The following is a 15,981-nucleotide window of genomic DNA, read 5'->3' on the forward strand; positions in this document are numbered from 1 at the left end:
ACATCCCTCGCGGCAGGTGCTCGCCGGCTACCACTGAGCACAGATTCGACCGGTTCTCGGTGGTCCGGATCACCCACTCGGGGTGAAAGCCGCGGGAGCGCGTCGCAGGGCGGACTCGGGACGGTCACGATCCTGCGGTTCACCCGCTCCGGGCGAGGGCGCGCCGCACGCGAGGTCGGAAGGTGGTACGGGGCGAACACTGCGACGTCCCGCGGCCCGCTGAACCGCGGTTCCGCCGATCGAGCGTGAGGACTGAGACATGTCGCAATCATTCCGCGGCGTCATCAACATGGACGTCCGCGATTCCACCCCGGACTGGGAGCCGTTCCAGCCCCCGACCGCACGGCCCGGGTCCCCGAACGTCCTCTACGTCGTCTGGGACGACACCGGCATCGCCGCCTGGGACGTGTTCGGCGGCCGCATCGAGATGCCGACGCTCAGCCGCATCGCGGAGCTCGGACTCCGCTACACGAATTGGCACACCACCGCGTTGTGTTCGCCGACCAGGTCGAGCCTGCTCACCGGTCGGAACGCACACATGAACGGGATGGCCTGCATCGTCGAAGGTGCCGCGGGCTACCCCGGTCAGTCCGCGGTCATCCCGCCCGAAAACGGGACGGTCGCCGAAGTCCTCGTCGAGGAGGGCTACAACACGTACTGCGTCGGCAAGTGGCACCTGACGCCCGAGAACGAGTCCAACATGGCGTCCTCCCGGCGCACCTGGCCGATCGGTCGCGGGTTCGAGCGCTACTACGGGTTCCTCGGCGGAGAGACGAACCAGTGGTACCCGGACCTCGTGTACGACAACCACGCCGTCGACCAGCCTGCCTCGCCGGAAGAGGGGTACCACCTGTCGAAGGACCTCGTGGACAAGTCCATCGAATTCATCCGGGATGGCAAGCAGATCGCTCCGGACAAGCCATGGTTGATGTACCTCGCGTTCGGCGCGAATCACGCGCCGCACCACGCCCCGGCAGAGTGGGCGGACCGGTACAAGGGCGTGTTCGACGACGGATACGAGCTCTACCGGGAAGGCGCCCTCGCTCGGCAGAAGGAACTGGGGATCGTGCCGCTGGACACCGAACTCGGGCCCATCAATCCGTGGCCGGCACCAGAAGTCGTCACCGAGGCGGATCAGGTGCGCCCCTGGGAGGAGCTGTCCGACGCGGAGCGGAAGCTCTTCGTCCGGATGGCCGAGGTGTACGCAGGGTTCTCGAGCTACACGGACCACGAACTCGGACGTCTCGTCGAGTACCTCGAACAGTCGGGCCAGCTCGACAACACGATCATCGTCGTGTGCTCGGACAACGGGGCGAGCGGTGAGGGAAGCCCGAACGGCTCGGTGAACGAGAACAAGTTCTTCAACAACTGGCCCGACGACCTTCAAGAGAACCTCGCGAAGATCGACGAGCTCGGCGGCCCGGGGACCTACAACCACTACCCGACTGGGTGGGCCGTCGCGTTCAACACCCCGTACAAGATGTTCAAGCGCTACACGCTCGAGGGCGGCATCGCCGACCCGTTGATCATCGCGTGGCCGGCAAGGATGCGCGACGTGGCTGGCGAGGTCCGCGACCAGTACCACCACGCGATCGACATCGTTCCCACCATCTACAGCTGCCTCGGTGTCGAACCGCCCGAGACGATCAAGGGGTACCCGCAGGTTCCGATCCAGGGCGAATCCCTCGACTACACGTTCGCCGACGCGGAAGCTCCGACCCGCCGGCGCACGCAGTACTACGAGATGCTCGGGAGCAGGGCACTGTTCCACGACGGATGGAAGATCGTCTCGCGCCACGGACCGCTGTCCGGCGTCGGGAGCTTCGGCAACGACGTGTGGGAGCTCTACCACACCGATCAGGACCGATCCGAGATGCACGATCTCGCAGAACAGGAGCCAGAACGTGTCACGGAGATGATCGGCATGTGGTTCGCCATCGCGGGCCGCAACAACGTCTTCCCGCTCGACGACCGGACCGCCCGCGAACGGCTGACCGAGACCCGGCCGGAAGTGGCACCGCACCGGACCGAGTACACGTACTACCCCGGCACAGCTGAGGTTCCGGAGGGAGTTGCACCGAACATCCGGAACCGTTCCTACACGATCTCGGCAGTGGTCGACGTCGACTCCACCGATGCCGCGGGAATCGTGCTCGCGCAAGGCAGCCGCTTCGGAGGTCACGCGTTGTTCCTCGACAATGGTCGGCTGTACTACGTGTACAACTTCCTCGGAATCGACGAGACCGTCGTCTCCAGCGACACAGTCGTCCCGGTCGGGAACCACACGATCACGGCGGAGTTCGCGAAGGAGGGTGAGGAGCCCAGAGGCGTCGCGAACGGCACCTTGACCCTCCGCATCGACGGTCAGCCCGTCGGAGCCGGTCCGCTGCGGACGCAACCGGGCAAGTTCGCACTCGCGGGAGAAGGACTCGCTGTCGGACGTGATTCCGCTGACCCGGTCACGCAGCGGTACGGCACCACATCCCGCTCGTCGGGCATCACCATCGACCACGTCGCAGTCTCCCTCGCTGGTGACCACTACGTCGACGAGGAGATCGAGGCTCGCGGCATGCTCGCCCGGGAGTAGCAGTCACCCTGCGGGGTCGGTCGTGCGATTCTGATCGAGGCGCGCCCGACCCCGCGGCCGGCATCGACGGTCGAGTGGTCGGACCGACATGATCACCCGCGACGTTCCCCAGCGCCGCGAAGGCACGTGATGCGCGCGCCACGCTGCGGCGCGGCGAGCGTTCGAGCAGTGGGGATGAGCTGACGACCGAACGACGACCGGCCCCTTCCCGTCCCGTGGGACACCCCTCACGGCGCTGCTCACGCGGATGCACTGACGGCGTCGGTCGGACGTCGCGCTGATCCCGCACAAGAGCTTCCGATCGGCGCCTCACGGTCTCGGAACATGGTGGTCACCTTCCGATCCACTGATGTCGCGACCGCTCGTTCCGGTCACCCTGAAGGGGTGGTGCGCGGCAGGAGCCGCGCGGCGACCATGAACCCATGTCGCCAGCCGGAGCAGTGCGCAGTGGTACGTCATCCGAAGGCCACGCCCTTCGGATGGATTGGTTCGCACCCACCCTTCGCCGCTACGACCGTGCATGGCTCACCCGTGACCTCGTTGCTGGCCTCGCGGCGGGCGCCGTCGTCGTACCGCAGGCGATGGCCTACGCGACGATCGCCGACCTCCCAGTACAGGTCGGTCTCTACACCTGCATCGCTCCGATGGTCGCGTACGCAGTGCTCGGCGGTTCCCGCTCGATGAGCGTGTCGACGACATCGACGATCGCCACGCTCACGGCGACCACGTTCGTTTCGGCGAACGTCGCATCGACGTCGGACGAACCGACCAGGGCACTGGCGACGCTTGCGCTGCTCGTGGGACTCGTGCTTCTCGCGGCGAGGTTCCTCTCCCTCGGTTCGCTCGTCGAGAACATCAACCGATCCACGCTCGTGGGGGTGCAGGTGGGCGTCGGGGCCACCGTTGCCGTCGGTCAGGTGCCGAAGCTGCTGGGAATCGACGACGCTCCATCCGGCCGAGGGTTCTTCCGCTCCCTCGTGGCGACCCTCGAAGCGATCGGTGACGCGAACGTGCCGACCGTCGTGCTCTCGGCAATCTCGATCGGGTCGCTCCTCGTCCTTCGTCGGGTGGCACCGCGCGTTCCCGGCCCGCTCGTCGTTGTCGCGGGTGGGATCACCGCCAGCATCGTGCTCGACCTCCCGTCCGTCGGCGTGGAGTCGATCGCTGCGATCCCTTCGGGCTTCCCGGTTCCGGTGGTTCCCGACCTCACGCTCGTTCCAGCGCTGCTGCCCGGCGCTGTGGGCATCGCCACGATGGCGTTCCTCGAATCAGCCGCGGTCGCCAGGGGCATCCGCCGTCCCGATGAGCCCCAGATCGACAGCGACAGGGAACTCCTGGCAACCGCAGTCGCGAACATCGCCAGCGCCGCGACGCAGGCGCTTCCGGCCGCCGGCGGGTTCTCGCAGAGCGCGGTCAACCAACGTTCTGGCGCTCGGACCCAGCTGTCCGGACTTATCACCGCCGCCCTGGCCGTTTCGGTGGCGCTCGTTCTCGGGCCGGTGCTCGCCGCCATGCCGGCCGCGACGTTGGCCGCGCTTGTCTTCACGGCGGTGATCGGCCTCATCGACCTCCGAGCGCTGGCGGACCTCGCCCGCGTGAGTCGACGAGATTTCTGTCTCGCTGCCGTCACGGCTGCGGTCGGGCTGAGTGCAGGGCTCCTCCCCGCAGTCCTTGTCGGAGTGCTCGGAACGTTCTTCCTCGTCCTCCGGGAGCTCCGTCGGGTGCGCCTGACACCTGGCCCGAGGTTCGGCGCCGTCCTCACGGCCAGGATCGATGGTTCCGTGTACACCGCAAACGTGCTCGAGTACGAACGCGCTGTCCTCGCGCTCGTCAGCGATGATGGCTCGACGGACGTCGTCGTCCTCGAGCTTCCACAGATGTACGTCACTTCGGTGACCGTGCTCGAAGGCCTCGCCGATCTCGACCGCGAACTCACCACACGCGGCGTCACGCTGTTTATCGCCGCGCTGCCCGAAGAAGCGACCGCGACCGCGCGCCGTACGGAGTGGTTCCGCGGACTCGCCGCGACCGGGCGTGTCCACCCGGACCTCGACAGCGCCTTGACCGCGGCGAGGTCGAGCAAGCTCCTCCCGAGCCATCCAGGACCGAGCGACGCCGCACAGCAGTCAGAGCCGAGAGAGGAAAGCAGCTCGTGAGCACACTCAACTCGTGGCGGAACGGCCACACACGGGACGTCATCGAACGCTACGTCGATCGAGTCACGAGTGGTCGCAACGCTTTGCCGGTCTCCGACCGAGTCGCAGTGTTCGACAACGACGGCACGCTCTGGACGGAGAAGCCGATGCCGACGCAGCTCCACTGGCTGATCGGCCGCTGGGCGTCAGCCGCCGAGCACGATCCCGCGCTTCGACGTACTCAGCCGTACCTGGCCGCTTCAACTGGCGATCACTCGTGGTTCGGCAGGGCCCTCGAGAAGCACGCCGCAGGTGATGATGCCGACCTGCAGGCGCTCCTCGCTGCAGTCGTCCGAGTGACCGCCGACATGAGTGTCGAACGGTACGCGGAGATCGTGTCGTCGTTCTACGCGAGCGCACTCCACCCGACGCTGGGCGTGCCGTATGCGCAAACCGTTTACCAGCCGATGGTCGAACTCATCGAGTGGCTCCGATCGCGCGGCTTCACCTGTTACGTCGTGTCGGCAGGCGAACGCGATTTCATGCGGCCGATGACCGAGCTGAACTACGGAATCCCACCCGAACAGGTCATCGGCACCGCCATGGGACTCAAGTACTCAAACAGCGACGTCAGGTACGGGGACACGATGGCGTTCTTCGACGACGGACCGGAGAAGCCGACACGGATCTGGAGCCGGATCGGACGGCGCCCAGTCGTCGCCGTCGGCAACTCCGATGGGGACCGCGAGATGCTCGAGTACGCCGGGCCCGCCCACCGCGCACTGCGACTACTCATCCACCATGATGACGACACAGGGCGTGGAGACGCTCCCTACGACGAGGGCGCCGGTCAGATCCTGCACGCTGCAGACCGGTCCGACATCACCGTGGTGAGCGTTCGCGACGACTGGGCTCGCGTGTTCGTACGACCGATGCCGACGGAACGGGCTGTACCGACGTCGCTCCATTGATGGTCCTCTCCGTCGCGACCGCTCTGACATCGGTGCTCCGCCAATGCGACGCGCCCTGCACTTCAGCACGGAGTGCCCTCGGGAGTTCCGGTCGTTCAACCGAACCGGGCGGACCCCGCAGCGATCGAGTCACCGATGCTCGAACCATGTGGTTACTGCGCCATGTCCTGATCCTGTTCTGTTCGTCGAGCGTCAGGCTCCTCGCAGCGGCGCGGGTCCTCCCCGGCATGCACCTCACAATCCTGGGGTTCCTGATCACGATCGTGGTCTTCGCGGTCACGCAGAGCACGCTGCTCGTCGTTGCTCGCGCGTCCGCCGAGCGCTCGGCCTCATGGCGTCCCTCGGGATGGTTCTTGCCACCCTCGTGGCTCTGCTCATCGCCGCCGCAGTAGGAGGCGGGCTACAGATCGAGGAGTGGAAGACATGGCTAGCGGCGAGCGTGCTGATATGGGTACTCTCCGTGACCGCAAGCGCTGTCCTCACGCGTCGCGACCGGTCTCGACAGCGTCGTCTGTATGACAACCCAGACGAGAGATGAGAAGCGCAACTCCGAACGGAGCCGGTCTTGGCGCCCGTTGCGCGAACCGACGCCAACGCGAGGAAGCGACGACCGTCCACTCGACTCGCCCCCAGAAAACCGGCAGCATTGCCGTGCTCGGGATCGTCGGGAGCCCGCGTGCTGAGCCGGGCGACGGAACTCACACTCCCAACGGCGCTTCGGACTCGTTCACGATCTTGGCTGCAGAAGCCCGATCACCCCCAGACGGCGAAATGGATCTACATCCAGTCCTGACGGCCGGACCGCGGATCTCACCCCATGCCGGGTGGCGGTCGGTCGTGTTCGCGGGGGCGACCGCAACTCTCTGTCGGACGCTGTCGGTCGCGTCCCGCTGATTCGGGGTACTGCCGGAAGCCTCCGGCCATTGAGTGACGAGCTACGGCACGACGATGTTGAACGCCGGGTCTCCAGGCTGCAGGACGGACAGCAGTGTCGACAGCACGGCCTGGTCGCCGTCGACCTGCAGTCCGTTCCCGCTGGTGTCCCCGCCGACGAGGCGGAGCAGCCGGTTCCTCGTCAGGGTCAGGGTGGCGTTCGCAGTGTTCGGGTCGGCTGCCTTCTCGACGTACACGAGCGCACCATTGCGCAGGGTGAGACGGTACGAGGTCTGCTCGTCCTCGAGCACGATGTCCAGTGCCAGGTGCAGGTCCCAGGCGCGGGGTCCGTCGACGGTGATCGCGATCGCGTCGAACAGCTGCGGCGCGGTGAGCTGTGCGAGGATCTCCGGCGCGTTGGTCGTCGTGGGCGTGCCGAAGTTGTCGCCCCGCAGTTCGGTGGCGCCGGATAGGTAGAAGTTCCGCCAGGTGCCGTTCTCGGAGCCGTACGCGAGCTGTTCGAGCGTGTCGGCGTACAGTGCCCTCGCCCGACCGTGGTCGGGATCGGCGAACACGGCGTGGTCGAGGAGTGTGGCCGCCCACCGGAAGTCGCCGGCGTCGTACGCGACCTGCGCGAGTTCGACGACGCGGTCGAGTCCTCCGATGGCGTCGACGTACCGTTCCGCGAGGGGCTTCGGCGGGTGCGGCCAGAGGCGGGCGGGGTTGCCGTCGAACCAGCCCATGTACCGCTGGTAGATCGCCTTCACGTTGTGACTGACGGATCCGTAGTAGCCGTGGGCGTGCCAGGCGTTCTCCAACGCGGGTGGCAACTGCATCTCCTCGGCGATCTCCGCGCCGGTGAGTCCGCGGTTGAGCATGCGGAGCGTCTGGTCGTGCAGGTACGCGTACAGGTCACGCTGCAGCTCGAGGAACTCGCGGATCTCGTCTGCACCCCACGTCGGCCAGTGGTGCGACGTGAACACGACGTCGGTCCGGTCGGCGAAGAGCTCGATCGCCTCGGAGAGGTACCGCGACCAGCTGTGCGGGTCGCGGACTAGCGCGCCGCGGAGGGTCAGGAGGTTGTGCAGCGTGTGTGTGGCGTTCTCCGCCATGCACAGCGCCCGACGTCCGGGGAACAGGAAGTGCATCTCAGCGGGCGCTTCGGTTCCCGGCGCCATCTGGAACTCGACCTCGAGCCCGTCGATGGTGTGCCGCTCCCCGCTGGTCGTGATCTCCAGCGTCGGCGCGATGATAGCCGCGTGCCCGGTTGAGGTGGTCAACCCGAGGCCGGCGCCGACCATGCCCGCTGGGCCGCGCTCGAGCGCTGCGCCGTACATGTACCCGGCCCGGCGGCCCATGGCCGTTCCGGCGTACACGTTCTCTGCCACTGCTTCAGCGACCGTGCCTTCCGGTGCGATCACCTGCACCTTCCCCGATGCGACGTCTTCTTTCGTGGTGATGCCGAGCACGCCGCCGAAGTGGTCGATGTGACTGTGGGTGAAGATCACGGCGACCACGGGGCGCGCCCCACGGTGCTCCCGGTACAGACCCAGGGCAGCCGCGGCGGTCTCCGCCGAGATCAACGGGTCGATGACGATCACGCCGGTGTCGCCCTCGACGAAGGTCACGTTCGACAGGTCCAGGCCTCGCACCTGGTAGATGCCGTCGACGACCTCGAAGAGTCCTTGCTTCGCGACCAGGACGGACTGCCGCCAGAGGCTCGGGTTGACGGTGTCCGGTGCCTCACCGTGCAAGTACGCGGCCGCGTCGCCGTCCCAGACCACGTCGCCTGAGTCGTCACGGACGAGCCCGGGGGTCAACGCGGCGATGAAGCCCCGGTCGGCGTTGTCGAAGTCGCGCCGGTCGTGCATGGGGAGCGACTGCAGCAGGCCCGCGTGCTGCTGGCGGATCGCTCCTGTCGCGTCGTTCTGCTTCATGTCCTGCTCCTCCTGGTCGCGGTCGGCGCCGCTGATCGACGCGGCGGATCACCGGCCGCTCGGACGGCGTCACGCGGCGATCCCCGCCACTCTGACCCGCGGTCCGCGCCGGGGCCTCGCCCATGTGGGGTGATCCGCGTCGCCGCCCGACGGTTGGCGGGCAGCGCCGCGACCTCATCCGAAACGGGGGACGGCCGGCGGCGACGTCAGGAGGATCGTGGTCATTTCCGAGGACCGGCAAGCGGCGGCGGGAGGCAGGTGGATGCAGGACCTCATCAACAACCTGCTCAAGAAGTCGTCGTTCGACTGGTGGGACGTCGCCCTCGCCGCGGTCGTCGTCGTCGTGGGGTGGCTCGCGTCGGGCTGGGGTCGCCGAGGCACCCGGAAGCTCCTCGAACGGTGGAGCGGCATGAGCGCCGAGATGACGAACCTGCTGTCGCGGGCCGTCCGATACGCCATCCTCTTGTTGACCATCGGCGTGGTCCTGTCGATCCTCGGCGCACCGTTGCAACCGGTGCTCGCCGCCGTCATCATCGTCGCCACGGTCGCTGTGCTGGCGTTGCGTGGCATCGCTTCGAACTTCGGTGCCGGCATCGTCATCCAGGCGCGTCGACCGGTGCGGATGGGCGACACGATCGAGGTCGACGGCTGGAGCGGCCGCATCGTCGAGCTCAGCGGACGGACGGTCTTGTTGCACACCTCCGATGGCCGAACGGTGCGGTTGCCGAACACCATGCTGCTGCAGCAGCCGCTCGTGAACGCGAGTGAGTCCGGCTCGGTCCGGAGCGAGATCTGGGTGCGCATCACCACGCCGGTCGACGCCGACACCGCCCTCACCCTCGTGGAGACCGCGGTCGCCGAGGTCGTACCACAGAGCGGACGACAACTGCTCCTCGAGACGGACGGACCGGAGCAGGTCGACCTCTGTTTGCGGTTCTGGTGCACGTACGACGAGCGAGAGGAGCTCCGCTCGGCGAGTGTGCGGGAGATCTCCTCCGCCCTCAGCACCCAGGGGCACGTCGGCTGGGTGTCGTCGCGGCGACTCGGCGCAGTGGAGTGGGTGCGGAACTCCCCGGCACCGCCCGACGGATCACCTTTCTCGGGCGATCCGCGGCGGGCATGAACCGGCTTCGATAACACGAGACCACGACCAACAGCGGTTCGGGAGGAACCATGAGCATCGGCGGCGGCATCTCCCTCCTAGTGATCGGAGCGATCCTGGCGTTCGCCTTGGACTTCCAGCTCGTCCGCGTCGACATCCAACTCATCGGGTACATCCTGATGGGAGCCGGCGCAGTCGTCCTCGTCTTCGGCATCGTCAGTCGGCTCCGTCGTCACCGGATCGAATCGACCTACACGGTCGCCGTGGACCCGGTGACCGGCGAGCGGATCGTGCGCCGCAGCACCGAGGAAGGCGGTCCGGAGGCATGACCGGCCGGTTGACTCGCCATCGTCCGTGACGGGGCACCATGCTCGCGGCCATCGGCCAGCTCCTACCCATCGCGGCGGCCCTCGCGCTGAGTTCGGTGCCGATCGTCTGTGTCCTGACGCTGCTGCTCCAGAATCCGAGGCGTTCCGCACCGGTCCTCTTCGCCATCGGGTACACGTGCGGAATGGCAGCGCTCATGCTGTGCGCGTCCGCGCTGCCCCTGTCGACCGGGTACCGTTCCCCGCCGTCCGGTGGTCGGATCGGGTGGATCGAGATCGCAGTTGGCGTCGCATGCCTCGCACTCGCCGCGATCGCGGTGTGGCGCGGAGGAGACAGCGGACGACTCGGCACGAGCGTCCACCGCTTCTCCGGTTGGCTGACCCGGGTCGGTCCGGTCACGGGTCTCCTGGTCGGGATCCTGGTAAACATTCGCCCGAAGTCCATGCTCCTGATCGGCGCAGCGGGCCTGATCATCGCGTCCGCCGATGTTCAGTTCGGCCAGTCGACGATGCTCGCCCTCGGTGTCGTCGTGATCGGGGCGAGCACCGTCTCCGGGCCGGTGGCCGTCGCCTTCGTCGGACGCGACCATGCGTCCGCCTGGCTCGAAGCGGCGAGCCGATGGATCATGAACAACGGTCACACCGTCACCGTGGTCGTGCTCGTCCTCATCGGGGTGATGGTGCTGGGCGCCGGTCTCGGACGGACGTGAAGCACCGTGTTCACCCCGATCGGGCGATGACACGATTGACTCACGCGACGACGCTGGCGCTGGTCACCGATTGCGGGTCCGTCGGCTGTCCTCTCCTTGACGGCGTGGGCGCGGAACGAAGAGCAGCGTTCCCTGCGCCTCTGCAGGTGACCGCCGCCCGGGGCCGGGCGTCGACCCTGATCCGCCCGGCCTCGCGGCCTCGTCCCCACCGAAAGGCAGGCCATGTCAGCTGCATCCGGAGCAGAACGTGCTGGCCGCTGGCGGCAGCGACGCGACCTCGTCACCGTGATCCTCCTCTCCCTCACCGCCGTGCTGACCGCCTGGTGCGGGTTCCAAGCCTCGAAGTGGAGCGGCGAGATGTCGATCTCGTTCAGCCAAGCCTCCAGCGCCCGCGTGCAAGCGGCCGACGCGGCGTCCCAGGCGCGGGACGCTCGACAGTGGGACCTCACCCTCTGGGTGCAGTGGGTCCTCGCCGACGGCCGGAACGACCAGACCTTGCGCGACTACGTCGAGAAGCGCTTCTCCCCAGAGCTCCGGACAGCATTCGAGCAGTGGCAAGCCAACGGCAAGACAGACAACGGGCCCTTCGCGACGAAGGCCTACAGCCCCGAAGGTGCGGGGCGCGCTGAGGAGCTCAATCACCGCGCGGACGTGCGATTTGCTCGAGCACTCGAGACGAATCAGCTCTCTGACAACTACACCCTGCTGACCGTGCTCTTCGCCCTCGTGCTGTTCCTCACCGCGCTGTCCCAACGCGACCTCAAGGACTGGGGACGCACCGCCTTGCTCACCACAGCGCTCGTCGGCGCGGCAGCAGGCATCGTCCTCCTCGCCATCTTCCCCATCAACATCTAGAACCACGTCAGCACACGAAGCCGGCTCTGTGTGTGTTCGTTCATGCCCGCGAAGTTGGAGAGCAGGACGATCACGCGTTGGCAGAGTCGTCACGTTCGTGATGCCCTGGAAGAAGTCGGCGGTCGTTCACCCGGACGAGGTGAACTCCCCGGTGATTCACTCACCGATGCTTGTCCAATGTGGTTATTGCGTCACGCCTTGGTCCTGCTGTGCTCATCGAGCGTCGGGCTGCTCTCGACGGCGCTTATTCTCCCTGGTATGCACCTCACGGCCTTGGGGTTCGTCGTGACGATCGTCGTGTTCGCGGTCGTTCAAAGCGCGCTGCTCCTCATCGCTCACGTGCTCCGCAGGTTGCTCGGTCTCTTGGCATATCTTGGAATGGTCGTTGCGACCCTCTTGGCGCTTCTCATCGCCGCGGCAGTAGGAGGCGGGTTACAGCTCGACGGCTGGAAGACTTGGATCGGGGCGAGCTTGCTGATCTGGATACTCTCGGCAATCGCAACGGGCGTGCTCACGCGGCTCGAGGACTCGCGCCACCGTCGGCGTCACAAGAGTACGAATTAGATGCATGATCACGAGCTGAGAGATGCGCAACCGTTGAACTCGTTGTGCGTTCTTCGACCGGCTCGCACATGGCGGACACAGCACAAGCAGCCAGTTCACCCGCGTGAAGCGGATCCGTCCGACGCAACGTGGTGGTCGACGACGCCACCCTGGCCTTGGTTGCACCCTACGCAGGGACGCACTCTCGCGATGTGTATATCGCGGCTTGGTGAAAGAATGCCCTCCTGGTGCCGGCGCTGCTCCGCGCGGCCGTCGCGGTGATCCTCCTCATTGTGTTCCCGATCAACATCCGACGGCGCGTCAGACTACGAATCGCCGAGCCGCAGCCGAGACATGCAGACCGCTGCGATCGTCCCAACGCCCAACCAGACGTACGTCCCAGCGGCAAGCACGAGGACTTCGCCGTCGTGGAGCTGTGCGAAGCCGATGAGGACCACGCCGCAGGCTGCATGTGCGCCTGACACCGCGAGCCAGCAGGAGCGGTGAGCGGCTGTCGCGACCGCCCCGGCGACAGTCCACCACGCAACACCAACCAGGATCAGCGCCGAACCCGCGCCGACAAGCAGCGCTCCCGTGCCGGCGGGGCCGAGCCTCGTTGACACCAGGAGCAACAGCGTCCCCGCACCGGCGGTGGCGAGCACGAAGCGGCGTCCAGGACCGACGCCAAGCCACGGTGTGATGACCGCCACCCCGCATATCCAAATGCTGTTCAACAGCACCTCCATCCGAACGAATGTGCCAACCGCCGACATGTCGGACTGATGAACCGCGAGACTCGCAAAGCCAGCAACGACGCCGCCGGCAGCGCCAGCCAGTGCCGCCACGACCGCCGCTGTCTCGAGCCGCCGGTCTCCATGACGAATACGAATCCGCATCCAGTGCGGGGTGTGTGACTCGTAATGCGGCTCGTTCATCGCTACCTCCGGACCGACCCTCGCAGTCAGCTCGGAAGTGTGCATCGCCCGATCTGCGCGACCTCGGCTTCATCCCGGGGTCACCGAGGGCCCCTTCGTCATCGCTGCCAAGCAACGCGTCGCGGTCGATAGGGACTGCTGCATGTTCGACGCTTAGACGCCCGCCGCGCCGGGGCACTGTGCGCGGGCAGGCCCGCCTTCCGGGAACCGCTCTGAGCATCTGCGCTTAGCGCGAATACCCCGCGTGGCGACGAAGGACGATGTCCGTCAGGCGTTCGTTCGAGTCACGGATGACCCACCACACCGCGACGAGCGCGAACACCCCGACCGCGAGCTCCAGCCCGCCCATGTTCGTGATCGGCGACGGCGTGCCCTTCCCCGTGGCGAACACCGCGAAGTCCCACAGCGCGTGCAGCACCATCGCCCAGAAGAGGGTCCCCGTCACGCGCCGCAGGATGTAGAGCACCGTGCCGAACAGGAACGCGGAGAGCACCTGGAAGCTCGTGCGACCGAAGTCCTGGCCGTTGACGACGTTGGCGTAGTGGATGAGCCCGAAGGCGAGCGAGGACAGGAACCACACCCATCCCTCCCCGAGGCGGGACCTGAGCCCGGTGACCAGCAGGCCGCGGGTGGCGATCTCCTCGGTAAAGCCGACGAGCAGCAGGACGAGGGACGCGGCGAAGAACCCGACGTTGTAGGCAGCCCAGTCGGTGCCGACGAGGTTCAGCACGAGGAGGACGGTCATCAGCGCCGGCGCGATGAGCGGCCAACGCGAGGTCGCGCGGTGGCGGTCGCGCATCGCCGGTCGCCACCAGCCGAGCAGCGTCGTGACGATCGCCAGAGCGACGGTCCCGAGGACCAACGAGATGCCGACGCCGCGGAAGAGGGTGCTGCCGCTGTCGCCCAGGTCCGGGTACGGCACCCCGGAGAGCTGCTGGGTGAGCGAGACGAGGGCGACGTACCCGACGACGATGACGACGCCGATCCAGACGCGGGGACGGACACGGAGCTGCATTCAGGATCTCGATTCAGGGCGTCGGCAGTCAGTACCAAGGGCAAGAGCAGCCGTGACGGTCTCGTCACAGCGGGTGCTGCGTCGTACTCGGAGGCCGTGCCTTGTCTTGTTTGACGGTGAGCGCATGATGCCCTATCTCGAACGGCGGCATACGTCCCCGACGGCGCACGTCCCGCTTGCTCAGCATCCTATGAAGAACGCTTAGACCGAGGGAAGGGCCAGCACAGACGACAGCTTGAACAGGATTCGTCTCAATAGAAAGTCGTCCACCGACACGCACTTTGGTACGACAACCACGACCTGACCTCGGTCTTCCCGTACACCTGTCCCGCAAGAAGGCCCGGTGAAGGCGCCTCGAGTGCTACAGGTCGAAGTCGCCTCTCGTGGTCCCCGGGTCGATGGCGAATTAGCGCGGGCGACGGGAGTCGGCCAGTCGTGCAGCCGGGGACACTCGGCACGGCCCCCGAGTGCGACTTCGCCCGTCGTCGCTGCCGAACAGCCTGTCCATCTCGATATTTCGGACACGTTGTGTGGCAGTCGGACAAGTCAGCTGGCGGACGACAACGAAATCACGGCTCACGACTTATCGCTGAACAACATCCCGCGGGACGCCATCGTGGTCGCGTCCAAATCCTTCGAGAGCACCTGAGTGGCAAGGAAACACGCAGCGCTGACCCGTCGCGACCCCCACGTGTATTCTTCCCACAGCCGGGACTGCTGCAGGTTTCGTTGACTCGTTCGTTTAGGCCGCGAGTGCGGCCCGTGGGTTGATGATGGTCTCGTACTCGATCGGGGTCAACTTCCCGAGACCACGTTGACGTCGTCTCCGGTGGTAGGTCGCCTCGATCCAGGTGATGATCGCCAGCCGGAGCTCCTCCCGCGTCGCCCAACGTTTCCGGTTCAGGACGTTTTTCTGCAAGAGCGCGAAGAACGATTCCATCGCGGCGTTGTCCGCGCACGCGCCGACTCGGCCCATCGATCCGAGGAGCCCGGCGTCGCCCAACGCGCGGACGAACTTCTTCGACCGGAACTGACTTCCCCGGTCCGAGTGGACGACGGTCCCTGCCGGGCTCCGCCGCTGCACCGCCATCTGCAGAGCCGCGACCGCGAGCGAGGAGCGCATCCGATCGCTGACCGAGTAGCCCACGATCCGGCGCGAGCAGGCGTCCTTGACCGCGCAGAGATAGAGCTTGCCCTCGCCGGTCGGGTGTTCGGTGATGTCCGTCAGCCACAGTCGATCGATATCCGGTGCCGTGAACGCACGCCGGACCCGGTCGTCGTGCACGGGCGGCCCGGCCTTCCGCGTCAGGCCGCGCTTCTTCGCATGCAACGACCACAGCCGCTGCGCCGAGCACAACCGCCACACACGACGCTCGGATGCTGCATGGCCGGCCGCGTGAAGGTCGTCGGCGATGAACCGGTAGCCAAACGTCGGGTCGTCGCGGTGCGCGTCGACGGCGGCGTTGGTCAGATGCGCGTCGTCCCAGTCCCGCTGCGAGACTGGGGCGGCACGCCACCGATAGAACGCCTGCTTGGAAAAGCCCAGGACCCTGCAGGCCACCGCGACCGGAATCCGATCGTCGGCGAGTTCGAGGACCAGCGGGTAGATCATTTTGGGAGTTGCGACTGGGCGAAGTACGCCGCCGCCCGGCGGAGGATCTCGTTCTCCTGCTCCAGCAGCCGGATCCGCTTCTGCGCTTCACGCAGCTGCGCCTGCTCGACCGCCTTCACCGACGGCGACGCCGCGGCGCCGATGCCGTCGTCGCGGTTCGCGAGCCGCAACCACCGGGCCAGACATGTCTCCGAGATCCCGAAGTCCTTCGCGACCTGCCGCACCGACGTCTCGCACTTCCGGGCGACCGCGACCACGTCGCGGCGGAACTCTTCCGGATACGCCTTCACCATGGCGCACATCCTTCCAGCAGGAGCCAATACCCCTACCTGTCAGGAGTCAACCAAACCTGCAGCAGCCCCCAGCAACACCGGCGCAAC

At 66.8% G+C, this 15,981-nt stretch carries 12 protein-coding genes; 8 read left to right on the forward strand and 4 right to left on the reverse strand.

Going from position 1 to position 15,981, the window contains the following annotated elements; translation table 11 throughout:
- Positions 1-259: 259 nt before the first annotated feature.
- The 3 genes from CRP27_RS02855 to CRP27_RS02865 all read left to right on the forward strand — a co-directional run bounded on the left by CRP27_RS02855 (position 260) and on the right by CRP27_RS02865 (position 5,693).
- Entirely contained in the window at positions 260-2,587 is a 2,328-nt protein-coding gene (locus CRP27_RS02855) for an arylsulfatase (RefSeq protein ID WP_097179217.1), read from the forward strand.
- Between the two features lie 581 nt (positions 2,588-3,168).
- Positions 3,169-4,743, forward strand: a complete 1,575-nt coding sequence (locus tag CRP27_RS02860) for a SulP family inorganic anion transporter (protein WP_255257443.1) — start codon at positions 3,169-3,171, stop codon at positions 4,741-4,743.
- Positions 4,740-5,693 (forward strand): HAD family phosphatase, encoded by a 954-nt coding sequence (locus CRP27_RS02865; protein ID WP_097179219.1) that lies wholly within the window; start codon positions 4,740-4,742, stop codon positions 5,691-5,693. Before CRP27_RS02860 ends, CRP27_RS02865 begins: the two co-directional genes overlap by 4 nt.
- Positions 5,694-6,628: 935 nt before the next feature.
- Here CRP27_RS02865 and CRP27_RS02875 read toward each other — a convergent pair.
- Positions 6,629-8,503, reverse strand: a complete 1,875-nt coding sequence (locus CRP27_RS02875) for an alkyl/aryl-sulfatase (protein WP_097179221.1) — start codon at positions 8,501-8,503, stop codon at positions 6,629-6,631.
- A gap of 262 nt (positions 8,504-8,765) precedes the next feature.
- On the opposite strand from CRP27_RS02875, the gene CRP27_RS02880 reads away from it, so the two are divergent.
- From CRP27_RS02880 to CRP27_RS18095, 5 genes are all read left to right on the forward strand, one after another.
- Positions 8,766-9,626: a mechanosensitive ion channel family protein gene (locus CRP27_RS02880; protein ID WP_097179222.1), complete on the forward strand. Its 861-nt coding sequence runs from the start codon at positions 8,766-8,768 to the stop codon at positions 9,624-9,626.
- A 50-nt stretch (positions 9,627-9,676) separates the two neighbouring features.
- Positions 9,677-9,934 carry a DUF6458 family protein gene (locus CRP27_RS02885; RefSeq protein ID WP_097179223.1) on the forward strand — a complete coding sequence of 86 codons (258 nt, stop codon included), beginning with the start codon at positions 9,677-9,679 and terminating at the stop codon, positions 9,932-9,934.
- Positions 9,935-9,972: 38 nt separating this feature from the next.
- Positions 9,973-10,641, forward strand: coding sequence for a GAP family protein (locus CRP27_RS02890; protein ID WP_097179224.1), 669 nt, complete (start codon positions 9,973-9,975; stop codon positions 10,639-10,641).
- Between the two features lie 222 nt (positions 10,642-10,863).
- Entirely contained in the window at positions 10,864-11,496 is a 633-nt protein-coding gene (locus tag CRP27_RS02895; protein WP_097179225.1) for a hypothetical protein, read from the forward strand.
- A gap of 258 nt (positions 11,497-11,754) precedes the next feature.
- Entirely contained in the window at positions 11,755-12,060 is a 306-nt protein-coding gene (locus tag CRP27_RS18095; RefSeq protein ID WP_176505439.1) for a hypothetical protein, read from the forward strand.
- 305 nt (positions 12,061-12,365) lie between these two features.
- Here the strand turns inward: CRP27_RS18095 and CRP27_RS02905 are convergent, their stop codons facing one another.
- The 3 genes from CRP27_RS02905 to CRP27_RS02915 all read right to left on the reverse strand — a co-directional run bounded on the left by CRP27_RS02905 (position 12,366) and on the right by CRP27_RS02915 (position 15,894).
- On the reverse strand, positions 12,366-12,974 hold the full coding sequence (locus CRP27_RS02905) for a hypothetical protein (protein WP_141399666.1): 609 nt from the start codon (positions 12,972-12,974) through the stop codon (positions 12,366-12,368).
- Positions 12,975-13,200: 226 nt separating this feature from the next.
- Positions 13,201-13,989 (reverse strand): CPBP family intramembrane glutamic endopeptidase, encoded by a 789-nt coding sequence (locus tag CRP27_RS02910; RefSeq protein ID WP_097179228.1) that lies wholly within the window; start codon positions 13,987-13,989, stop codon positions 13,201-13,203.
- A 742-nt stretch (positions 13,990-14,731) separates the two neighbouring features.
- Positions 14,732-15,894, reverse strand: a protein-coding gene (locus CRP27_RS02915; protein ID WP_097179229.1) for an IS3 family transposase whose coding sequence is annotated in 2 segments (ribosomal slippage) — positions 14,732-15,612 and positions 15,612-15,894 — 1,164 coding nt in all. Because the reading frame shifts where the segments join, the coding sequence is not laid out codon by codon here.
- Positions 15,895-15,981 lie beyond the last annotated feature (87 nt).

Source organism: Curtobacterium sp. 314Chir4.1 (assembly GCF_900215175.1).
Taxonomy (GTDB): domain Bacteria; phylum Actinomycetota; class Actinomycetes; order Actinomycetales; family Microbacteriaceae; genus Curtobacterium; species Curtobacterium pusillum_A.

Excerpts from the sequence above, each read along its gene's own strand:
- CRP27_RS02895 (WP_097179225.1), top strand. The coding sequence starts at position 10,864 with ATGTCAGCTGCATCCGGAGCAGAACGTGCTGGCCGCTGGCGGCAGCGA.
- CRP27_RS02910 (WP_097179228.1), bottom strand. The coding sequence starts at position 13,989 with ATGCAGCTCCGTGTCCGTCCCCGCGTCTGGATCGGCGTCGTCATCGTC.
- CRP27_RS02860 (WP_255257443.1), top strand. The coding sequence starts at position 3,169 with ATGGCCTACGCGACGATCGCCGACCTCCCAGTACAGGTCGGTCTCTAC.
- CRP27_RS02880 (WP_097179222.1), top strand. The coding sequence starts at position 8,766 with ATGCAGGACCTCATCAACAACCTGCTCAAGAAGTCGTCGTTCGACTGG.
- CRP27_RS18095 (WP_176505439.1), top strand. The coding sequence starts at position 11,755 with ATGCACCTCACGGCCTTGGGGTTCGTCGTGACGATCGTCGTGTTCGCG.
- CRP27_RS02885 (WP_097179223.1), top strand. The coding sequence starts at position 9,677 with ATGAGCATCGGCGGCGGCATCTCCCTCCTAGTGATCGGAGCGATCCTG.
- CRP27_RS02905 (WP_141399666.1), bottom strand. The coding sequence starts at position 12,974 with ATGAACGAGCCGCATTACGAGTCACACACCCCGCACTGGATGCGGATT.
- CRP27_RS02855 (WP_097179217.1), top strand. The coding sequence starts at position 260 with ATGTCGCAATCATTCCGCGGCGTCATCAACATGGACGTCCGCGATTCC.
- CRP27_RS02890 (WP_097179224.1), top strand. The coding sequence starts at position 9,973 with ATGCTCGCGGCCATCGGCCAGCTCCTACCCATCGCGGCGGCCCTCGCG.
- CRP27_RS02875 (WP_097179221.1), bottom strand. The coding sequence starts at position 8,503 with ATGAAGCAGAACGACGCGACAGGAGCGATCCGCCAGCAGCACGCGGGC.